20 protein-coding genes are annotated in these 19,428 nt (G+C 57.9%); 10 read left to right on the top strand and 10 right to left on the bottom strand.

Going from position 1 to position 19,428, the window contains the following annotated elements:
• Nucleotides 1-9: 9 nt before the first annotated feature.
• The 6 genes from CDUR_RS08045 to CDUR_RS08020 form a co-directional block, all read right to left on the bottom strand.
• Nucleotides 10-315 (bottom strand): hypothetical protein, encoded by a 306-nt coding sequence (locus CDUR_RS08045; protein WP_006063701.1) that lies wholly within the window; start codon nt 313-315, stop codon nt 10-12.
• 52 nt (nt 316-367) lie between these two features.
• The gene (locus tag CDUR_RS08040) at nt 368-589 is read right to left on the bottom strand and encodes a hypothetical protein (RefSeq protein WP_179417809.1); all 222 of its coding nucleotides are present in this window, start codon (nt 587-589) and stop codon (nt 368-370) included.
• A gap of 14 nt (nt 590-603) precedes the next feature.
• Complete coding sequence (locus CDUR_RS08035) at nt 604-915, bottom strand: hypothetical protein (protein WP_179417808.1); 312 nt, start codon at nt 913-915, stop codon at nt 604-606.
• Nucleotides 916-1,245: 330 nt separating this feature from the next.
• A complete protein-coding gene (locus CDUR_RS08030) occupies nt 1,246-2,619 on the bottom strand; it encodes an MFS transporter (RefSeq protein ID WP_179417807.1) in 1,374 nt (457 codons plus the stop codon).
• A 2-nt stretch (nt 2,620-2,621) separates the two neighbouring features.
• The gene (mtr, locus tag CDUR_RS08025) at nt 2,622-4,025 is read right to left on the bottom strand and encodes a mycothione reductase (RefSeq protein WP_179417806.1); all 1,404 of its coding nucleotides are present in this window, start codon (nt 4,023-4,025) and stop codon (nt 2,622-2,624) included.
• A 62-nt stretch (nt 4,026-4,087) separates the two neighbouring features.
• Complete coding sequence (locus tag CDUR_RS08020) at nt 4,088-5,104, bottom strand: alpha/beta hydrolase (protein ID WP_179417805.1); 1,017 nt, start codon at nt 5,102-5,104, stop codon at nt 4,088-4,090.
• 202 nt (nt 5,105-5,306) lie between these two features.
• Between CDUR_RS08020 and mqo the strand changes: the two genes are divergently transcribed.
• The 5 genes from mqo (at nt 5,307) to CDUR_RS07995 (ending at nt 10,686) form a co-directional block, all read left to right on the top strand.
• Complete coding sequence (mqo, locus tag CDUR_RS08015) at nt 5,307-6,809, top strand: malate dehydrogenase (quinone) (RefSeq protein WP_179417804.1); 1,503 nt, start codon at nt 5,307-5,309, stop codon at nt 6,807-6,809.
• A 5-nt stretch (nt 6,810-6,814) separates the two neighbouring features.
• The gene (locus CDUR_RS08010) at nt 6,815-7,858 is read left to right on the top strand and encodes a magnesium chelatase ATPase subunit I (RefSeq protein WP_179417803.1); all 1,044 of its coding nucleotides are present in this window, start codon (nt 6,815-6,817) and stop codon (nt 7,856-7,858) included.
• Nucleotides 7,812-8,624 (top strand): vWA domain-containing protein, encoded by an 813-nt coding sequence (locus CDUR_RS08005; RefSeq protein ID WP_218865423.1) that lies wholly within the window; start codon nt 7,812-7,814, stop codon nt 8,622-8,624. The genes CDUR_RS08010 and CDUR_RS08005 overlap by 47 nt, the downstream gene beginning before the upstream one ends.
• Before the next feature lie 71 nt (nt 8,625-8,695).
• The gene (cobO, locus tag CDUR_RS08000; protein ID WP_179417801.1) at nt 8,696-9,316 is read left to right on the top strand and encodes a cob(I)yrinic acid a,c-diamide adenosyltransferase; all 621 of its coding nucleotides are present in this window, start codon (nt 8,696-8,698) and stop codon (nt 9,314-9,316) included.
• Entirely contained in the window at nt 9,310-10,686 is a 1,377-nt protein-coding gene (locus CDUR_RS07995; RefSeq protein WP_179417800.1) for a cobyrinic acid a,c-diamide synthase CobB, read from the top strand. Before cobO ends, CDUR_RS07995 begins: the two co-directional genes overlap by 7 nt.
• A gap of 10 nt (nt 10,687-10,696) precedes the next feature.
• Here CDUR_RS07995 and CDUR_RS07990 read toward each other — a convergent pair whose 3' ends face one another.
• Both CDUR_RS07990 and CDUR_RS07985 read right to left on the bottom strand, forming a co-directional pair.
• Entirely contained in the window at nt 10,697-11,392 is a 696-nt protein-coding gene (locus CDUR_RS07990; RefSeq protein WP_179417799.1) for an ABC transporter ATP-binding protein, read from the bottom strand.
• Nucleotides 11,389-12,390, bottom strand: coding sequence for an ABC transporter permease (locus CDUR_RS07985; RefSeq protein WP_179417798.1), 1,002 nt, complete (start codon nt 12,388-12,390; stop codon nt 11,389-11,391). Before CDUR_RS07985 ends, CDUR_RS07990 begins: the two co-directional genes overlap by 4 nt.
• A gap of 68 nt (nt 12,391-12,458) precedes the next feature.
• On the opposite strand from CDUR_RS07985, the gene cobA reads away from it, so the two are divergent.
• The gene (gene cobA / locus CDUR_RS07980) at nt 12,459-13,208 is read left to right on the top strand and encodes a uroporphyrinogen-III C-methyltransferase (RefSeq protein WP_179417797.1); all 750 of its coding nucleotides are present in this window, start codon (nt 12,459-12,461) and stop codon (nt 13,206-13,208) included.
• Nucleotides 13,205-14,698, top strand: coding sequence for an MFS transporter (locus tag CDUR_RS07975; RefSeq protein WP_179417796.1), 1,494 nt, complete (start codon nt 13,205-13,207; stop codon nt 14,696-14,698). Before cobA ends, CDUR_RS07975 begins: the two co-directional genes overlap by 4 nt.
• Nucleotides 14,699-14,704: 6 nt before the next feature.
• On the opposite strand, the gene CDUR_RS07970 is transcribed toward CDUR_RS07975, so the two are convergent.
• Nucleotides 14,705-14,827, bottom strand: a complete 123-nt coding sequence (locus tag CDUR_RS07970; protein WP_267903393.1) for a hypothetical protein — start codon at nt 14,825-14,827, stop codon at nt 14,705-14,707.
• A gap of 195 nt (nt 14,828-15,022) precedes the next feature.
• Between CDUR_RS07970 and CDUR_RS07965 the strand changes: the two genes are divergently transcribed.
• Entirely contained in the window at nt 15,023-16,042 is a 1,020-nt protein-coding gene (locus tag CDUR_RS07965) for a sensor histidine kinase (RefSeq protein ID WP_179417795.1), read from the top strand.
• Nucleotides 16,039-16,722, top strand: coding sequence for a response regulator (locus CDUR_RS07960; protein WP_179417794.1), 684 nt, complete (start codon nt 16,039-16,041; stop codon nt 16,720-16,722). The genes CDUR_RS07965 and CDUR_RS07960 overlap by 4 nt, the downstream gene beginning before the upstream one ends.
• A 7-nt stretch (nt 16,723-16,729) precedes the next feature.
• On the opposite strand, the gene yaaA is transcribed toward CDUR_RS07960, so the two are convergent.
• Nucleotides 16,730-17,458, bottom strand: a complete 729-nt coding sequence (yaaA, locus tag CDUR_RS07955; protein ID WP_179417793.1) for a peroxide stress protein YaaA — start codon at nt 17,456-17,458, stop codon at nt 16,730-16,732.
• Between the two features lie 33 nt (nt 17,459-17,491).
• On the opposite strand from yaaA, the gene CDUR_RS07950 reads away from it, so the two are divergent.
• Nucleotides 17,492-19,246, top strand: coding sequence for a proline--tRNA ligase (locus CDUR_RS07950; protein ID WP_179417792.1), 1,755 nt, complete (start codon nt 17,492-17,494; stop codon nt 19,244-19,246).
• The last annotated feature ends 182 nt before the right edge of the window (nt 19,247-19,428 follow it).

Genomic DNA, 19,428 nt, shown 5'->3' with positions numbered 1-19,428 from the left:
TGCCATATATCAGGGGTGGCAGCCGCGAACGTCACTGAGGTGGCATTGCTTGCTGAACAACGATGCGGCGATCATGAATGGCATAGCTGAAAAGAAGGTGGCGGTATCCACAGGATATTCCAATGGGGTTCCATTGGTGAGCGGTGTGAGCACTCGCCAAGGAAGTGTTGCGGATCCAACAACGGCATCGCCAACAACTTGGCTGGACGCGGTTGGTTCCATGTAGGCGGACTGTGCGGATGCTGGCACGGTCAGCATCCCGGTAGCCAGTGCTCCTGCAACACATGCAGTGGCAATACGTGACGTCTTTTTCACTACGTTCTCCTATCAACGGGTGCAGTTGCTTGTGGTAACAAACTTACACTGTTTACTGAACCACGGCTACCCCGTCAGCGGGCGCCTGGAGTGGGGTGCCATTGAAAAGTGGAACCAGCCTGAAAAGTGGTTCCGTCGAGTTGACTAGGGCATCGCCAATAGCTTGGCTGGAGCTGCTAGGTGCGAAGTCCTGGGCAGATGCTGGCGCAACTGCTAGTCCTGTGGCGAGAGCACCAGCAACACATGCGGCGGCGAACCGCGATGTCTTCTTCACAGTGTTCTCCTCATCTATCGCTGGGCCTGGGCGACGCAGCCGCGGGTGTCACCGAGGTGGCACTGTTTGCTGAACAAGGAAGCGATCAGTGAAACAGGAATGAGGGACAGTGTTGCGACTGCCTTGGCAGGGGACTCAAGGGAGCTGCCTTGTACTAACGGAAGTATAGCCCGGAAGGGTAGTTCTGCTGAGCCGACCAGGGCGTCGCCAATAGCTTGGCTGGAGCCGCTGGGCTCGACCCCTTGAGCATGTGCCGGTGCGGTGGCCAAACCGGTAGCCAGGACGCCAGCGATGCATGCGGTGGCGATCCTCGACCTCATTTTCATGGTTCCTCCTGAAAATGGTGATGTAGTAGATGGGCCCTTTACGGCTCGATAATCACCCTAGTATTTCGCCTTCGAGATTTGTAAGATTATTCTCAATAAATCCGTTCTGAATCGGTTATTGTTTGCTATTTTCGCCCTGTATTACGCATCTGTATCGAGTAATCATGCTGGTAGTGGCTCTTTTGCTGGCACTCATTACCGTTCTATTTTTGTAAAGAAGTTATCACATTTTTGGTTGCATGTAACGTTCCGAAGGGAAAAATAGATAGGCTAATTTAGCGTAGTTATTTCTTTATGTAATGTTGTCACATCAGTAATGTAAGAAATTTCTTATGCATATGTCTCATTGTGAGGGGTGCGGTTTGAGGCGCGCGGCAGCCACAGCAGTAGTAGTGGAATGCTCATGAGGCCGATGGCGCCAAAGATGATGCCAAACCGCAGCTCAACAGCCAGGGCATTACCAACCAGCTGGATCATTCCAGCTACAGAGAGCATGGTGGTTATGCCGATGCTGCCGCTGACCTGCAATGCGGACCCGATAAATCCTGTTTCGGTTTCGGCGCACAGGCTCAAGGCTTCTGCGGACAGCCGGGGGTAACTGAACCCCATCCCGATACCTGTAACACCCCAGCCGATGATGGTGATCCACCAGTGCGATCCCGTCAGTACCGTGACCGTGACAACCACGAATCCTGCGGCGATGAGTACGGTTGAGATGAGAAAGACGCGCGGCGTCGATAGGCGGTCACCGAATTGTGCTTGATAGTGGGAGCCAATAAACCACGCAAATCCCGAGACAGTGAGCCCCAAACCGGTCAGGGTGGGGCCGAGTTGGTAGCGTTCTGCGAGCAACAACGGAAGGTACATTTCTGCAGCGGAGAGCATGTCGATAATCCCACGAGTCAGGACCAAACGCGGCGTCCCGGCACGTGCAAGAAATGTCCCAGCAGGCACCAGCGGATGCATGCACAGCAGCGCAACGCCGCAGGCACCCACAAACACAAGAATGTTGGTGGGCACCTTAAGGTGTGTGGATAAGTTGATTATCGACGCCGCGCCCGCCAGCACTACAGCCGCACCGAGAGTGCGTACGTATCCAGGTTGGGGCGCTGGTGTGGACTGAGGTAGTGCGGCGAGTACACGGTAAAGCAGCGCTACTGCGATGATGACCGCGACAATCGGCAATGCGAATACTGCGTGCCACGATAATGTGACCGCAAGTAGCCCGGCGACACCTGGGCCGACGAGGGAAGGCACTACCCAGGCACCTGCGAAACCGGCGAATACCTGTGGTCTGAGTTTTTCTGGGTAGATGAGGGCAATTGCGGCGTAGATGGCTACGATCAGTCCGCCAGTGCCAAGCCCTTGTATCACGCGGGAAGCGAGGAATACGGGCATGGTTCTAGACACCATGGACAGTAGCAGTCCAACCATGAGAAGGCTTGCGCTGCTGATGATGGTGAATTGTGCGCCACTGCGATCAGTGAGGATGCCTGAGAACACCATGCCAATAATGGAGGCTGCGAGCGCCGCGACAAAAGTTGCTGAGTAGGCGCTGGTGTCGCCCAAGTGATCCGCGATCTCTGGCATGACGGCCGTCACCGCAGTCTGGTCAAACGCACAGACGCAGATTGCGGTGAGTAGACCGCATGTGGACATGCGGTAGCGCGCTGAAAAAATATCAGAGGAGTTACCTATGGGCACTCCTAGAATTCTAGCCCCAGCAGCGCGTTTTCAATGAGTTCGGGAAGCGCCGGATGGATCCAGTACTGATCGGCAGCCATGGCGCGAACATCAATATCAAACGCCATCATAGTGACCAGCTGCTGGATCAAGGTGGATGCCTGCGGCCCAATGATGAAGGCACCAAGAAGTTTCCCGGTGTCTTTATCGGCGATGAGCTTGGCAAAGCCCGTGGTGTTTTCCATGGCCCAGCCGTAGGCAACGTCACCGTAGTCCTGTACCTTGACCGTGACTGTGTGTCCAGCGTCGCGAGCCTGCTGCTCAGTCATGCCCACGTACCCGATCTGGGGGTTGGTGAAGATAGCTGCTGGTACGTGTTTGTGCGGGAATGCGCGCAGGTCGTCTGGGGTCAGCACGTTGTGCTCGATGGCGCGAGCTTCCGCGTTGGCCACGTGCTTGAGTTGGAAGGGGGAGGAGACATCGCCGAACGCCCACACTCCAGGAGCGGTGGTGCGTCCATACTCATCGACCTTGATGCGCTGGCCGTCCATCTCAACACCGCCCTTGTCCAGGTCCATCTGGTCGCCGTTGGGGGTGCGCCCGGTGGCGGAAACCAAAACATCGGCGGTCAGTTTCTCGCCATTGTCCAGTGTGATGGTCACGCTGCCGTTGGAGTTTTCCTCCGCAGCAGCCACTTCATGGCCGAGGCGTGTGTTCCATCGTTCGGATGCCAGTTTCGTGAAGCGGTCCGAAACCTGCTCATCCAGGTGCTTGAGAAGGCGTGGGCTGCGGTTCACCACAGTCACGTCGACACCCAGCGCGGAGAATATGTGCGCGAACTCTACCGCGATGAAGCCGCCGCCAAGAATGATCATGGTTTGGGGCAGCTGCGGTAGCCGAAGTACATTCTCGTTGGTGTAGTACGGGACACCCGACTGCTCAATCACCGGCAGAATGTGTGGGCGCGCGCCCGCAGCAATGATGATCTGATCAGCGGAAATAATCCTCTTCTGATCGCCGTCGCCCGTGGAAATTGTGCGCTCACCCACAAACCGTGCATGCTGGTCATACACATCAATGTTGGGTGTCTCTGGGCCGCGGCGATATGCCTCGCCTCCCCGGGCAATGGGATCGATACGTTTGTCAAACACGCGGGACACAATTCCTGGCCAGTCCACTGAGTCCAGTGTTGAATCCACCCCATACTTGCTGGAGGAGCGAACTGTGTCGGCAACATCGGCGGCGTAGACGAACATCTTTGTGGGAATGCAGCCGACATTCAAGCAGGTGCCACCAAATCTTCCTTTTTCAACAATGGCGATGGACTTATTGTCAAAACGGTGGTTAGGGATCATGTTGCCGGAACCGGCACCAATGATGATGATGTCGTAGTGCTTATCCACCTGTATGTCCGACTGCTGTGCCATGTAAAAGCGCTCCTTAGAAAAGTACTGTGCCCTATGTTCGCGGCCCTGTGTTCGCGAGGGCCTCAGTTACTGTAACCAATTGAGGCTAGCCATTGTTCCACCCGATTGAGCGCGGCATCCCTTACTGCCGGTTGCGAAAGGTACACATCGTGTCGTGCGTCAGGAATGGGCGATACGGTGACATCGCTGCTGAGTGTAGGGGCCCAATGCTGAATCTGCCGCACGTCCAAAATAACGTCAGCGGTGTCCACCTTTGGTGAGTATTTGCGCCCCGACCTGGATTCTGTCGAACACAACACCAGCAGCGGGACTCCGCAATCTGTAGTGCCAGAATGGATAACATCCTGACCACGAATGATGGCGCGGAGCCATCCAATGTTCTTCTGGTGACCGGACAGGGGCTTCATCTCGGGGTCAATCACCCATTCACCGTAATGTTCTGCACTCACGGATTTCCCGTAGGCGGTGAGGTTGCCCGCAGGCATGGAAACATCTGGCCAGCGGGCCCCTGCCCACCTGAGCACGGGTTTCAGTGTTTCCGACACGGGTTTAGGCACCATCATGTCTAGCCACGGACTGTTCAATACGGCCCCTGCGATATGGGCATGCAATTCAGGGGCAGAGTTCCGCAGATGATCCAGCCACAGTGCTACCACAAGTCCGCCTGTGGAATGCCCTTGTATTACCACTGTGTTGTGCATCTCGCTAAGGTATGCCAACGCCGATGTCAGTTCCTCGAAATACTGGGCCACATCAGTTGTGTGATGCCAGCGCTGGCCGGGGCGCCAGGAACGCCCGCATTTGCGTAGATCTATGGCGTAGACGGCCCAGCCACATTGGTAAAAGAACTCGGCCACATGACGATGGAAAAAGTAGTCACTCATGCCGTGCACAAACAACATGGCCGGTCTGTTGTGCAGACGGTGAGCATCGGTGGGGCTGTAGCGCACTACGGTGGCATAGATGTCGGTTTCGCCGTCGGGGTCGTCGCCGAGCGGCATTGTCGCGGTGTGAAAGTCCGGCCCGAGAATGTCCTGAGACCACTCGGGGGACCACTCTGGGGGAAGGTACAGGGGCATAGTGCACACCTTAGGCGTTTGGGCGGTGCTGGTGTTGCACAAGGCGTCGACAAGTGCTACCACCGGTTACCAAAATGGGGGTGAAAGTGGTATGCCTGGGTGGATTTTTCTTCCTAGTTTTCAAGGAATGTCTTACCCCCAAAGGATAAAGCGTAAAGTGTGTAGCCGATGGCTGATTGTCGTAGTGAAGGAAGTTAAAATAGTGTCAGATTCTATGAACTCCGCAGTGAAGGGCACCGACGAGGCTGATGTTGTTCTCGTTGGTGCCGGAATTATGAGTGCCACGTTGGGGGCCATGCTTCGGGAATTGGAACCTGGATGGTCGCAGATCATTTTCGAGCGTCTGGATGGGCCAGCGGAGGAATCCTCCTCCCCATGGAACAACGCAGGTACTGGTCATTCGGCATTGTGTGAGCTGAACTACACCCCGGAAGTGAAGGGGAAAATTCAGACGGCGAAAGCCATTGCGGTGAATGAAAAATTCCAGATCTCTCGGCAGTTCTGGTCTCACCAGGTTGATAAGGGAGTGCTGCCTCACCCAGAGGGCTTCATCCACCCTGTGCCACACGTGTCCTTCGGTCAGGGTGATACGCAGGTCGCCTATCTGCGCAAACGCTACGAGGCATTGAATGGCCACCCTCTGTTTCCGAACATGAAGTTCACGGACGACCCTGACGAATTTGCCCAGTTCCTTCCACTCATGGCGAAGGGGCGCGACTTTAATGCCGAAAAAGTGGCTGTTTCCTGGACGAATGAAGGCACCGACATCAACTATGGTGGGCTGGCTAAACAATTCCTTGCGACAGCAGAGAAGGACGGCACGGATATTCGCTATGGTCACGAGGTTAAAGACATTAAGCCTGATGGTTCGCGGTGGAAAGTCACGGTGAAAAACCGCCACACCGGCGACATCTCAGTGGTGCGGGCAAACTTCGTGTTTGTGGGTGCAGGTGGCATGGCCTTGCCGCTGCTCCAAAAATCCACCATCCCCGAGGTTCGTGGTTTCGGTGGCTTCCCCGTCTCTGGACAGTGGCTGCGTTGCACCAACGAGGAGCTTATCGAGCAGCACAACGCTAAGGTGTACGGCCAGGCATCCGTGGGTGCTCCGCCCATGTCTGTGCCGCACCTGGATACCCGCGTGATTGATGGCAAGAAAGGCCTGCTGTTTGGTCCTTACGCTGGGTGGACGCCGAAGTTCCTGAAGCAAGGCTCGTGGACGGACCTGCCGAAAACCCTGCGACCTACCAACCTCATGTCCATGCTGGCCGTGGGTTTCCAGGAATTGGGGCTGACTAAGTACCTTATTCAGGAACTCCGTAAAGATGAGGCAGCCAAAGTTGAAGCGCTCCGCCAGTACATGCCATCCGCGCGGAAGGAAGACTGGGAGATCGTTGTTGCGGGCCAGCGCGTTCAGGTGATTAAACCGATTGTTGGCCCCCGGTTCGGCTCCCTCGAATTCGGTACTGCGCTGATTAACAACTCTGAGGGCACTATTGCAGGTCTGCTCGGTGCTTCCCCGGGTGCCTCCATTGCTCCCGCCGCCATGCTGGAACTTCTGGAGCGCTGCTTCGGCCACAAGATGGTGGAGTGGGGCGACAAGATCAAAGAAATGGTTCCCTCTTACGGTGTTAAACTGTCCACCAACAAGAAACTCTTTGAACAGGTGTGGGAACGCACTCAAAGGACGCTCAAACTGGAGGATTAACCACAGTGAACACCACCCCCGTGCCGGGCTATCCATTTTCGGCAGTGGTGGGGCAGGACCAGCTCCGGCTGGCTCTGATCCTCACCGCCATTGCGCCCCGCATCGGGGGTGTTGTGGTGCGCGGCGAAAAAGGCACCGCAAAAACCACAACAGTCCGAGCATTTTCCGCGCTTCTTGGCGATGCCCCGTTGGTTAACCTCCCCATCGGCGCTACTGAGGATCGTGTGGTCGGCTCCCTGAACGTTGAAAAAATCCTCACCACAGGCCACGCCGAATATCAACCCGGTTTGCTTGCCCAAGCGGACGGGGGTGTGCTCTACGTTGACGAAGTCAACCTTCTGGCCGACCACCTTGTAGATGCGCTTCTCGACGCCGCCGCGACCGGTGCCGTGACCATCGAACGCGACGGCATTTCCCACACCAGCTCCGCCAACTTTGTGCTCGTGGGCACCATGAACCCTGAGGAGGGGGAACTCCGCCCGCAACTGCTTGATCGCTTTGGCCTCGCCGTTGACGTCGCAGCCTCGCGTGATGTGGAGGTTCGTGCGGAAATCATGCGACGGCGCCTCGACTATGAAAACGATCCGCACGCGTTTGCTGAGCGGTGGGCTGAGGAAGACGCGGGCGTCGCAACGCAAATTACGGCTGCACGGGCATTGTCGCCTGTGTTGACTCCCACCAACCTTGCGCGCATTGCGCACCTGTGTGCCAGCTTTGACGTGGATGGCATGCGCGCAGACCTCGTTATTGCGCGGACTGCGGTGGCGCACGCGGCGTGGAGCGGTCGGGAGACCGTCGAGGGTGAGGATATTCGAGTTGCCGCTGAGCTTGCATTGCCGCACCGCAGGCGCCGTGACCCCTTCGATGAACCTGGTTTGGATCAAGAGCAGCTAGATGAGGCGATGGACGAGGCGCGCGACCAGCACCCGGAACCCGAGAGTGAAGAAAACCCTCAGGTAGAACCACCGGAATCGACCGGTGAGTCCAATGAACCCACCTCCGATGGAGAGGCAGGTAGCGCCGACAACGGTGCCCCCTTTCGTTCCTAGGGTGCTGCGCCGTGCAGGCATAGGAGAGGAGAGCGTTCCAGGGCGGCGCTCCAAAGCCTACAGCGCGCAGGGGGCAACAGTTCGTGCTGTTCGTGGTGGTCGCGGCATCAACATGGTGGGAACCGTCCTCGCCGCTGCCGACAGGGGGGCCCGCATTGTGGGTGACCTCATCGATTTTCAGCCCGATGACCTCCGCGGATCGCTGCGGCGCGGTATGGAATCCAACCTGATTGTGTTCCTTGTGGACTCATCTGGGTCCATGGCGGGTAGGGATCGACTCTCTGCGGTGACAGGCGCCGTGACGTCCATGCTTCGTGACGCCTACCAGCGCCGTGACAAAGTCGCCGTGATTACGGTGCGCGGGACTTCTCCCGAGCTGGTTCTCCCGCCCACAGGATCAATCGACGTGGCTATACGCCGTCTCGCAGGCCTGCCCACCGGCGGGCGCACCCCACTCGGCGAGGGGTTGCTCATGGCCCATGAGGTGATAGCCCGGGAACATCGCAAAGAACCAGGCCGCCGCGCCCTCCTTGTGGTGCTTTCCGACGGCCGCGCGACCAGCACCTCAGGCATGGGAGGTGTTCGACAGGCCGCGGGAATGATAGCCCAGCGCGGGCTTGCTGGAAGCATTGTCATCGATTGCGAAGCAGGGGGTCGCGTGCGCCTCGGCCTGGCCAGCGAACTCGCCCGCAACCTTGGCGGCGTGTGCGTTCAGCTGGGGGAAATCAACGCTGCCTCCGTGGCGGCCGTGATTCAGGCTGTGTAGGGACTCTGTCACTGCGGCTACTATCATGAGTGTCATCTGACGCACTTCTACCTAAAGGAGCTCACCACGCTATGCCCCAAGGCAAAGTTGATCCCGCGAATATTCCTGACGACGGCTTGACCACGCGCCAGCGCCGTATGCTTCCTATCACGGCTGTTCATACTGGTCCGGGTAAGGGCAAGTCAACGGCCGCTTTTGGTATGGCCATGCGCGCTTGGAACCAGGGTATGCGCGTGGGGGTGTTCCAGTTTGTGAAGTCCCCAAAGTGGAAGGTTGGCGAGGAGTCAGTATTTAAACGCTTGGGTCAGCTGCACGAGGAGACTGGTGAAGGCGGTCCGGTGGAGTGGCACAAGATGGGAGAGGGCTGGTCATGGTCGAAAAAGGCCGGTTCCGAGGAAGATCACGCACGTGACGCAGCCGAGGGATGGCAGGAGATTAAACGCCGTCTCGCCGAGGAAACTCACGATATTTACATCTTGGACGAGTTCACCTACCCGATTAAATGGGGCTGGATTGATGTAGATGATGTGGTGGAGACGCTGCGGAACCGCCCAGGTACACAACATGTGGTGATGACGGGCCGCGATGCAGATCCGAAGCTCATTGAGGTGGCTGATCTTGTTACAGAAATGACTAAGATCAAGCACCCGATGGATGTGGGACGTAAGGGGCAGAAGGGCATCGAGTGGTAACTCCAGGTGTGTGCATTGCCGCGTCCGCGTCTGGCACGGGCAAAACCACCATCGCCACTGGCCTAATGGCAGCGCTGGCGCGCACGCATACGGTTGCGCCCTTTAAAGTCGGCCCGGATTACATCGATCCGGGCTATCATGCCTTGGCCGCTGGCAGGGTGGGGCGAAACCTGGATTCGGTGATGTGTGGGACGTCGTTACTCGGCCCGCTGTATGTACATGGTAGTCAGGGCGCGGATATCGGGGTGGTCGAGGGAGTGATGGGGCTTTTCGACGGCCGCATCACCGACCAGGTGTACACGGATTACGCGCCGGGTTCGACTGCTGAGGTGGCCGCAACCCTGGGCCTACCGGTGGTGCTGGTGGTAGATGTGCGGGGGATGAGCCAGTCGGTCGGTGCGGCCGTGAAGGGTTTCGCCACTGCAGCGGATGGGGTACGTGTGGCTGGCGTGATTCTCAATAAGGTGGGTACGTCCCGGCATGAGGCGGTGTGTCGTTCGGCGGTGGAATCGCAGGGCATTCCGGTTCTGGGAGCGTTACCCCGAGTGGACAAGGTGGAGGTGCCTTCAAGGCATCTGGGATTGGTCACCGCCGCTGAGCACGGGAGTGCTGCGATGCAGGCTGTGGAACGCATGGCGGATCTGGTGGCAAAGCATGTGGATCTTGACGTGGTGAGGGGGTTGGCATCGTGTTCTTATGCAGGTCCGGCGTGGGACCCCGCCGCCGTGGTGCAGCGTGTGCCTGGTGATCCAGTGGTTGCTGTGGCGGGTGGCCCGGCGTTTACATTTGCGTATGCGGAGCATGCAGAGCTGCTGGAGGCGGCTGGCGCAAAGGTTGTGCACTTTGACCCTCTTAAAGATCCACTTCCACACTGCGATGGATTGGTTATTCCGGGTGGTTTCCCAGAGGAGCATGTGGAGAACTTATCGTCACGCCATGACCTTCAGGATGCGGTTCGCGCCCATGTGGCGGCAGGCAAACCCGTTCACGGGGAATGCGCGGGGCTGTTATGGCTGCTGGAGAGTCTGGATGCCTATCCCATGCTGGGTGTGATTGACACCCACGCGGCCATGGGGCGCCGCTTGACTCTGGGGTATCGTGACGCAGTGGCTCTGACGGATTCAGTGCTGTTTCGTGCCGGCGAGCGGATTACCGGCCACGAATTCCACCACACAGCCTTGACGTCCCAGGAGGTGGCAGGATGGGACTCTGCGTGGGGCTGGCACGCGTGGGATGGCCGCGCGGTGCGTGAGGGTTTTTCGCGGGGAAACGTTCACGCGTCCTACATGCATTACCATCCGGCGTCGTTGCCACAGGCTGTGGAGCGTTTCGTGCGGGCGTGCGTTGACGCCCGAAACAGCGCATCTTAGCCCGCACGCGTTACACCACGGAGCTTAGCTTTCCGTCTGACATGGTCAGCTCGCGGTCGGCGTGGTCGGCGGCATCGCGGTCGTGGGTGACCAGCAGCGTGCCCACGTTTTCAGAGCGGACCAGATCGAGTAGCAGTTCCATGACAATCCGGGAACGCTGGGAGTCGAGGGCTGAAGTGGGTTCATCGACAACCAGCAACTCCGGGGAGTTCATCAGGGCACGGGCAATGTTGACGCGTTGGCGTTGCCCGCCGGAGAGTGCACCTACACGGCGGTCCGCACAGTCGCCGAGATCAAGCCGCTCCAGCAGCTCCATGCCCCGGCTACGCACTTCCTTTCGCTGTACTTTTTGATGCCACGGCGGCCCGAGATGCCGCATCATTTCCAGCTGTTCGAGGGCGGTGAGAGAGGGGATGAGGTTGGACTGCTGGAACACAATGCCGATGCGGTTTCGCCTACACTCCGCGGCTTGCTTTCCACTCAAACGAGCAAGCTCTGTGTCTCCCAGCATGATGGATCCACTGTCGGGCGTGATGAGTGTTGCGGCGAGCGCCAACAGGGACGATTTTCCCGAGCCAGATGGCCCAGTAATGGAGATGAGTTCCCCAGGTTTCAAGGTAAAGGACACATTGTTCACAGCGGTGACGCGGTCTTTGCCGTCGGGGAAAGTGAGGGTGACGTCAGTGAAGGAAAGTTCTGTGGTCATCGGTTTTCCCCTAGGGCGGATAGTGCGGAGGCAGAGCGGAGGAAGCTTAGCGCCGCTGCCGCGCCGCCGAGCCCGAGAAGGAAAATAGCCACCGCCGGTAGAAGGATACTCCCAGGAGAGATAGAGAAGGGGAGTGAATCGCCAATACTGTGCGCGGCGATGAGCGTGATGCTGATCCCCAGCACAATGCCCAGGCCCAGAATCATCGCTGCCTGGCCTAGCGCGTCCACGATCAGCGCCGATGATGAGGCACCGAGTGCTTTCAGCGTGGCAATGTCTGGTTTGCGTTGCATCATCCATATGGTGAAAAACGCGCCAGTGACCAGGGCAGTGACAATAAACAACATGATGTTAATGAGCATCAGGCTCATGGATTGTGCTTTGAAAGCGGTTAACGCTTGGGGCATATCCTTCGTGGCTATCTGCACCACCTTGGGATTGTCCGGGGTGATGGCAGAACCGGTGAACACGACATTGGCGGGTTGATCGTCGGGAAGGCGCGTCCATAAGACTTTTTGGTGGCTGTACCAGTCATCACCAGTGATGCCGTCCACAATGAGTTCTTCACCCTTTATAGTGATGGTGTCACCTGCGCCGACTCCCAGGGCTTCCGCAGCGCCTGAAGATGCGTACACATGACCAGACTCCGGCAGCGGGGTGGCATCATCCGCCGGACCGGATGCACCTGGACGCACGGCAAGCACCGCCAGGGGTTCCTCATTGAGCACCACGCGGGTGATGCCAACGGCGGTGGCGGTAGGGGAGGCGTCGACAAGCGACTTTGTGTCGTCAAGGGTCAGCTCGGAGCGGTCGAGATTGTCATTTGACAGGTAGGCGTAGCTGCCACCCAGAGTGGAAAAAGCGGCAACGTTTTGATACCGCAAACCACCCGTCAAGCCGAAGAGGAAACTTACCAGCAGCGCCAGCATGGCCACCGTCAAGGTGATCAGCGTGAAGCGCCCACGGGCGGCGCGAATATCGCGAAGGGCCAGAAACATAACGCTGATTGTACAGTTGGTACGACCTAGCCCAGCTGTGGTCTCGGTGCGCAGTCGGTCTACACTTAATGATCATGAACCAACCCCCCGAAGCCTTGCCGGGCGTCACCCTTGTAGGCGGCGGCCCTGGTGCCTGGGACTTGATTACTGTGCGCGGCATGCGCGTCTTGCAGAACGCCGATGTCATCCTCGCCGACCACCTCGGTCCCTCCACTGAGCTGGAAAAGCTCTGCGACCTCTCCGGTAAGACGCTTATCGACGCCGCGAAATTACCGTACGGACGCCAGATGGCGCAGGAAAAAATCAACGAACTCATGGTTGAACACGCGCGTCAGGGAAGCAACGTGGTGCGTCTTAAAGGCGGTGACCCCTACGTGTTTGGCCGGGGCTTTGAGGAGGTACAGGCATGCCAGGAAGCTGGCATTCCCTGCACAGTTGTACCTGGCGTGACCAGCGCCATTTCCGTGCCCGGCGCGGTGGGTGTCCCTGTGACACAGCGGGGAGTTGTGCATTCTTTTACCGTCATCTCTGGCCACGTACCCCCTGGGCATCCGCAGTCTCTGAACAACTGGGAGGCTTTGGCACAGACCGGCGGAACCCTTGTTGTGATCATGGGTGTGAAAAACTCGCGCAGTATCGCGAATGCGCTCCTTGTAGGTGGGCGTTCCGGTGATACACCCGCAGCTGTGATCCAAGAAGGAACCACCTCAGAAGAACGAACTTTTCGCTGCACGTTAAGTACGCTTGCAGATGTGATTGAGCACGAAAGTATCAAACCCCCAGCCGTCTACGTGATCGGCGAGGTGGCCGACCTGTGACCCGACCAGCCACCACAACACATACCTACCCCGTCACTGGCAATGCCTTTGGGCTGCCACTCCTGATCATCTCCGCGTTGCAGCTCATGGTGGTGCTGGACGGCACGGTGGTGAACCTTGCCCTGGCCCGCATCCAGGTGGAACTGGGTCTTACCGACTCTCTCCGCAGCTGGATTGTCACCTCCTACGCCCTCGCCTACGGCGGATTGCTACTTCTTGGTGGCCGACTGGGTGACGTGTTCGGGCGGAAACGCACATTCCTCATTGGGGTGAGCATGTTTACCCTTGCCTCGCTGGCCTGCGGTCTGGCCAACGGCGCGGGAGTACTGCTGGTGGCGCGCGTGATACAAGGAATCGGTGCGGCCGTCGCATCACCAACAGCCATGGCACTGATCGTGGTGACCTTCGCGCCGGGGAAACCCCGCAACCAGGCTTTTTCCGTGTTTGCCATGATGACAGGGTTGGGGTCAGTGTTGGGGCTGGTTGTCGGCGGGGCTTTGACTGAAGCCAGCTGGCGCTGGATTTTCCTCATCAACGTGCCCATCGGCGTGTTCATTGTTGGGCTGGGTGTGAAGTACTTGTTTAGTACAGGGCAGTCCGAAAAAATGGCCCTTGATGTGCGCGGCGCCGTCTTGGCAACCGGGGCGTCGACACTTCTGGTGTTCGGTATGACGGAAGGCGGCGTTGGCTTCACCGCTCCCGTTATTGGATCCGTGGTTTTGGGTGTCGTACTGCTCATTGGATTCTTCCTCTCGCAGCGTACGGCCGCTAACCCGGTGCTTCCGTTGGGGATGTTTGCGCACCGAAGCCGCACGTTTGTGTTCGTGTCGCTACTGCTAGTGGGGGCACTACTCATGGCTATGACGGTTCAGGTTGCGCTTTTTGTTCAGGAGGTTTTGGGTTACGGACCGCTGACGGCTGGGCTGGCGTTCATCCCGTTTGCCTTTGCCCTGGCTACCGGGTCTGCCATTTCTGGACGGTTAGCTGAAGTGGTGTCCCCGCGTTGGATCGTTGCTGGTGGCGGCGTGATTCTCATTGGGGGGTTTGTGTTTAGCTCCATGCTTGATGAGCACGCCTCTTATCTGCCGGACCTCCTGATTCCGATCTTGGTGATTGGTGTTGGCCTTGGCATTGTCCTGATCCCACTCACGTTGTCAGTGGTGGCTGGGGTGAAACCCACGGAGGTTGGCCCGCTGACTGCGACCTCGCTGGTGTGCCAGACCCTCGGCGGCCCGCTGGGGCTTGCTGCGGTCACGGCCTACGCAGAGATGCGTACTCGCAGCCGTCTGGGGTCCGCGTTTGACACCCTGAATCGCTCTGCACTTGACGACGCCGCCCGGGCCGCCCTCGGTGACGGCTACACCGGCTCCCTGCTCATCTGCGCAGGATTGGCCGTTGTGGTGGTCATCCTGGTGGTGGCATTTGTGAAATTCACGCCAGAGGATATTCGCGAGGGCAAGGCCGCCGAAGCTGCAGCACAGCGGGGCTAATGCAACCTACATCTTCCTCATCATTCTGATCAGCACAATGAGGATGGCGATCAGGACTGCCGGGATGAAAAGCACCACACCAAGCATAAGAAGGCCAATAAGAATCTCGGCGGCACCAATGGTAGACATTGTTCCGACCCTACCGGAGATCAGCCCGTGGGATGAAGAATATGCGAATGCACTCGGGATAGTTTTGGAGCCATGAGATCGTTATCGTGGCCTACAAGGTGGGTGGGCTCGCCCCTGCGGGTGCTACTTATCGTCGTATTTTCGGGGTTTTTCCTCGCAGAGCTTACTGCTCATACAGTACACAGCATACCTGATATGACTACTAACTTTGTCATTGCGTGTGCTCTGTTGTTTCACCCAGTGCGTCGAGAAATCTGCACAGGGATTATTGCGGTCAGTCTTTTCATCATCGTTTTTATGCCGTGGGAATCACATTTTGCGCCGACGGCAGTCGTTTTTTATGTCACCTATCTTGTGAGTGCATATTCACCGCCGAAATGGCGGCGGGTATGGCTACCCGTGATTATTGTTGGTGTGGGTCTCGCTATCGTGATGAACCGCACGTTTATCGATGAAAATCTTATTCTCAGTGCTGACTCTCCAAGGCATATGGCGCGCCTGCAGCTGTACCCCATGATGGCTGCCTTTAGCCTGATTGGGCTTGGTTTTTTCTGGCTTTTGGGCTTGCAGAGGCGCCGTCAGGATGCGGACCGTCAGGCGCTAAAGGATCGCGCCGAGTTGTCGGCTGTGGTGGAGCGCACCAGGATTGCCCGGGAAATGCACGATATTGTGGCGCATAACTTATCGGCGGTGATCGCGCTGGCAGATGGTGCGCGATACGCGGCGGCAAAAGACCCGCAGGTAGCCTCAGATACACTAGGCACCATCGCGGAGACGTCGCGCGAGGCGTTGAAACAGATGCGTGGGTTGTTAAGCGTGCTGCGGGATGATGCAGTCCGTGATCCAAATGCAGTAGGTGTGTCTGCAGTTGAAGGTTTGCTTGCCGACGCCCACCGCACCGGCCTCACCGTCACCAGCACCGGTTTTGACGAGCTCCCAGAAGGGCTGCCGCAGCTGACGCAATCGACGTTGTATCGGGTTGTGCAGGAATTGCTCACGAACATGCTGAAGTATTCCCCAGATCGTCATGGCACACTTACCGCAGAGGTGACCGATCGCAGGATTCGCATCATCTCAGCAAATAAGCAGGGGGATTCTGAATCGGATCCGGGTTTCGGTCTGATCGGAATGAGGGAGCGGGTTCATGCGTTAGGTGGCACAATGCAAGTATCCCGTGATGAAGAATTTACTGTGACGGTGGAGTTGCCGCGATGACAAAAATATCCGTTGGGCTTGTAGACGATCAACCCCTGGTGCGTACTGGGTTTGCCATGCTCATCAATTCCCAAGATGATATGGAAACCAGCTGGGAAGCCAGTGATGGTGCGGAGGTTCCGACGCAAACCCATGCGGATATTGTGCTGATGGATGTGCAGATGCCCAAGGTCAACGGCATCGAAGCCACCCGCGCACTGCTGCGTTCAGATGCAGACACCAAAGTGATCATGCTGACAACCTTTGACGATCAGGATTTTGTCAGCGGTGCCATTGAGGCGGGGGCCAGTGGCTTTTTGCTGAAAGACGCGCAGCCCGAGGAGCTGCTTCACGCTATCCGGCTGGTATATGCCGGGCAAGCAGTGCTGGCACCAAAAGCGACAGCGAGGGTGCTGGGTATGCTGAAGAACCAGGGCGTCGATAAGCACGTGGAGCCTCCCGACCAGGGGGTACTGGACGAGCTCACCCCGCGGGAACATGAGGTTCTCAGGCTTATTGCGCTGGGGTTATCCAATGAAGAAATAGCGGTGGCGGAGTATGTGTCCATGGCGACGGTAAAAACACATGTGCGGCACATCCTCATGAAAACCAATTCGCGTGACCGTGTGCAGGCCGTGCTGTGTGCGTATCGGAACGGGTTGGTCACAACTGAGGAACTTTTGCGGCACCCTCTAGACTGACGCAGTGCTATACCACAAGGGTTAATGCTGTTGGTGAGGTTATTTCCACGGTCATTCCGGCTGCGCGGGCGATGGCTGCTACCTCATCGATGCTGATGGGGTCCTGTTCGCTCAGCGCCAGTACGCGCGCGAGTTCCCCTTTGTAGTGCTTATTAAAGTGGCTGACCACTTTGCGGGTACCGTCTGGCTGAACGGACTCCACCCGAACCGTAATGGCGGTTTTCAGTCGGCCCAACTGCTGGTAAGTGCCGCTGCGTAGATCCACCACCAGGTCATCGGCTGACGACAGCACCTCAGTAATCAGCCCTCCCCACCGGGACTTCAGTGTGGGGGTTGTGCTGCTGCTGCGAGTGGGTAGCTTTGTGTCGCCCGACAAGCGATAATGCGGAATCAAGTCCCCGGCACGCACCACACCAAACAGGGCCGATCCTATGGCCAGGCGCTGCAATGCCTCGTTGGGAAGGATGCCGGCGGACAGGGCGTCGTAGAGCACACCCGTATAACGGAGGATCGCCGGGGTGGTGGGGGAGGTGAGGAGCTCCTGGTTTGCCTCCACCTCGGCGGCGAGCTTGTCGCTGATGCCCAGGACAGTGAACGGGTCATCCAAGGCCACGAGGTCGGCGGCGATCTGTTCCCGCACTGGATTCAATTCAGGGAAACTCAGCAAGTCCCAGTCCAGGGGTGGATGGTCGCCGCCGAAAGATTTGGTTTCGCTTGGTGGGAGGACAATGAGCATGCACTCAACAATAACCGGGTATATTTACTTTCCATGATTACCCGTATGTCCACGCTCTTTCTGCGTACCCTGCGTGAGGACCCAGCCGACGCTGAGGTTCCCAGCCACAAGCTCCTTGTCCGCGCTGGATATATCCGTCGCGTGTCACCAGGTGTGTACTCGTGGCTGCCGCTGGGCTTGAAAGTTCTGCGCAACATTGAGCGTGTTGTTCGCGAGGAAATGCAGGCCATTGGTGCCCAGGAAATTGAGCTTCCTGCGCTGCTGCCACGCGAACCCTACGAGGTGACTAACCGCTGGACGGAATACGGTGATGGGTTGTTCCGGCTGAAGGACCGCAAGGATGCCGATATGCTGCTGGGACCCACCCATGAGGAAATGTTTACCTTAATGGTCAAGGATATGTATTCCTCCTACAAGGATTTCCCCGTCACGTTGTTCCAGATTCAGACGAAGTACCGCGACGAGGAACGTCCCCGCGCCGGTATTCTGCGCGGTCGTGAGTTCGTGATGAAGGATTCCTACTCCTTTGACATGACCGATGAGGGGTTAGAGGAATCCTACCAACGCCATCGTCGTGCCTACCAGCAGATTTTCGACCGCTTGGGTGTTGACTACGTAATCTGCAAAGCAACATCAGGTGCCATGGGCGGTTCCGCCTCTGAGGAATTCCTGGCCGTGTCACCCAACGGCGAAGACACCTTTGTGCGTGCCACTCACGGTGACTATGCGGCAAACGTCGAAGCCGTGGTCACACAGCCGGGTGTGGAACGCGAGATTGAGGGCTTGCCTGAGGCACAGGTGCACGAAACGCCGAAGTCAGAAACCATTGATGCACTGGTTGATTGGGCGCGCTCGGCTGGAGTGCGTGTTGACGGCCGCGAGGCCCAGGCATCCGACACCCTCAAGTGCTTGATGGTGAAAGTCACCGCCCCCGGTGAGGAACCCGAACTGCTGGGCGTGCTGGTTCCAGGCGACCGCGAAGTGGACATGAAACGCCTGGAAGCATCACTCGAACCAACCGTGGTTGAACTCGCCTCTGAAGCTGATTTTGCCGCTAACCCGTTCCTGGTGAAAGGCTATGTGGGTCCGCGTGGTCTGGCAGCCAACGGCGTGCGTATGCTCGCCGATCCCCGCGTCGTTCGTGGCACCCCCTGGATCACGGGTGCCGACGCCCCCCAACGCCATGTTGTTGGGCTCGTGGTAGGTCGTGATTTTGAGCCTGACGGGTACATTGAAGCCGCCGAGGTGCACGAAGGCGACCCCGCCCCCGATGGACAAGGCACCCTTACCCTCGAACGAGGCATTGAGATCGGGCATATTTTCCAGCTTGGTCGCAAATACACTGATGCCTTTGACGTGCAGATTCTCGACGAAAACGGCAAGCGATCCATCCCCACTATGGGGTCATATGGAATCGGTGTATCACGCCTCGCCGCGGTTGTGGTGGAGCAGCGCCACGACGACAAGGGGCTCAACTGGCCGGTAGAAATCGCCCCCTACCAGGTGCATGTGGTGGTGGCCAACAAAGACTCTGCCGCTGCCGCCGCCGCTGAAGAGGTGGCGCAGGAACTCTCCAATGCTGGGTTGGATGTGCTTTTCGACGACCGCCCCAAAGTCAGCCCTGGCGTCAAGTTTAAGGACTCCGAACTCCTGGGTATGCCCTACGTGGTAGTACTTGGGCGCTCCTTCGCCGACGGCAAGGTCGAGCTTCGGGTTCGCGGTGGCGAGACGGAAGAACTGCCGTACGGTGAGGTTGTCGCCAGAGTGAGTGAGTTGGCGCGGGGATAATTGTAGTTACCGCATCTAACTGGTTGGTTAGGTGAGACTATGGTCACTTTATTGAGATGATATTCCACCTGAACACTCGCCGTGATTGTCGGCATTGCGGACGAGCATACACAGTCATTGCCCATTAAGTTCCGTGTTGCGGTGGCTGCCACTGGTGAGGCTGAAAAGGCTCCGAGGTTGAC

This window comes from Corynebacterium durum, assembly GCF_030408675.1.
GTDB classification, from domain to species: Bacteria; Actinomycetota; Actinomycetes; order Mycobacteriales; family Mycobacteriaceae; genus Corynebacterium; species Corynebacterium durum.
Note: the sequence above shows the minus strand (reverse complement) of the source record. Positions and strands in the feature narration are given on the sequence as shown.

Excerpts from the sequence above, each read along its gene's own strand:
- CDUR_RS08020 (WP_179417805.1), bottom strand. The coding sequence starts at position 5,104 with ATGCCCCTGTACCTTCCCCCAGAGTGGTCCCCCGAGTGGTCTCAGGAC.
- mtr (WP_179417806.1), bottom strand. The coding sequence starts at position 4,025 with ATGGCACAGCAGTCGGACATACAGGTGGATAAGCACTACGACATCATC.
- CDUR_RS08005 (WP_218865423.1), top strand. The coding sequence starts at position 7,812 with ATGGAGAGGCAGGTAGCGCCGACAACGGTGCCCCCTTTCGTTCCTAGG.
- yaaA (WP_179417793.1), bottom strand. The coding sequence starts at position 17,458 with ATGCTCATTGTCCTCCCACCAAGCGAAACCAAATCTTTCGGCGGCGAC.
- CDUR_RS07965 (WP_179417795.1), top strand. The coding sequence starts at position 15,023 with ATGACTACTAACTTTGTCATTGCGTGTGCTCTGTTGTTTCACCCAGTG.
- CDUR_RS07985 (WP_179417798.1), bottom strand. The coding sequence starts at position 12,390 with ATGTTTCTGGCCCTTCGCGATATTCGCGCCGCCCGTGGGCGCTTCACG.
- CDUR_RS08035 (WP_179417808.1), bottom strand. The coding sequence starts at position 915 with ATGAAAATGAGGTCGAGGATCGCCACCGCATGCATCGCTGGCGTCCTG.
- CDUR_RS07950 (WP_179417792.1), top strand. The coding sequence starts at position 17,492 with ATGATTACCCGTATGTCCACGCTCTTTCTGCGTACCCTGCGTGAGGAC.
- cobA (WP_179417797.1), top strand. The coding sequence starts at position 12,459 with ATGATCATGAACCAACCCCCCGAAGCCTTGCCGGGCGTCACCCTTGTA.
- CDUR_RS07970 (WP_267903393.1), bottom strand. The coding sequence starts at position 14,827 with ATGTCTACCATTGGTGCCGCCGAGATTCTTATTGGCCTTCTTATGCTT.
- CDUR_RS07990 (WP_179417799.1), bottom strand. The coding sequence starts at position 11,392 with ATGACCACAGAACTTTCCTTCACTGACGTCACCCTCACTTTCCCCGAC.
- cobO (WP_179417801.1), top strand. The coding sequence starts at position 8,696 with ATGCCCCAAGGCAAAGTTGATCCCGCGAATATTCCTGACGACGGCTTG.
- CDUR_RS07960 (WP_179417794.1), top strand. The coding sequence starts at position 16,039 with ATGACAAAAATATCCGTTGGGCTTGTAGACGATCAACCCCTGGTGCGT.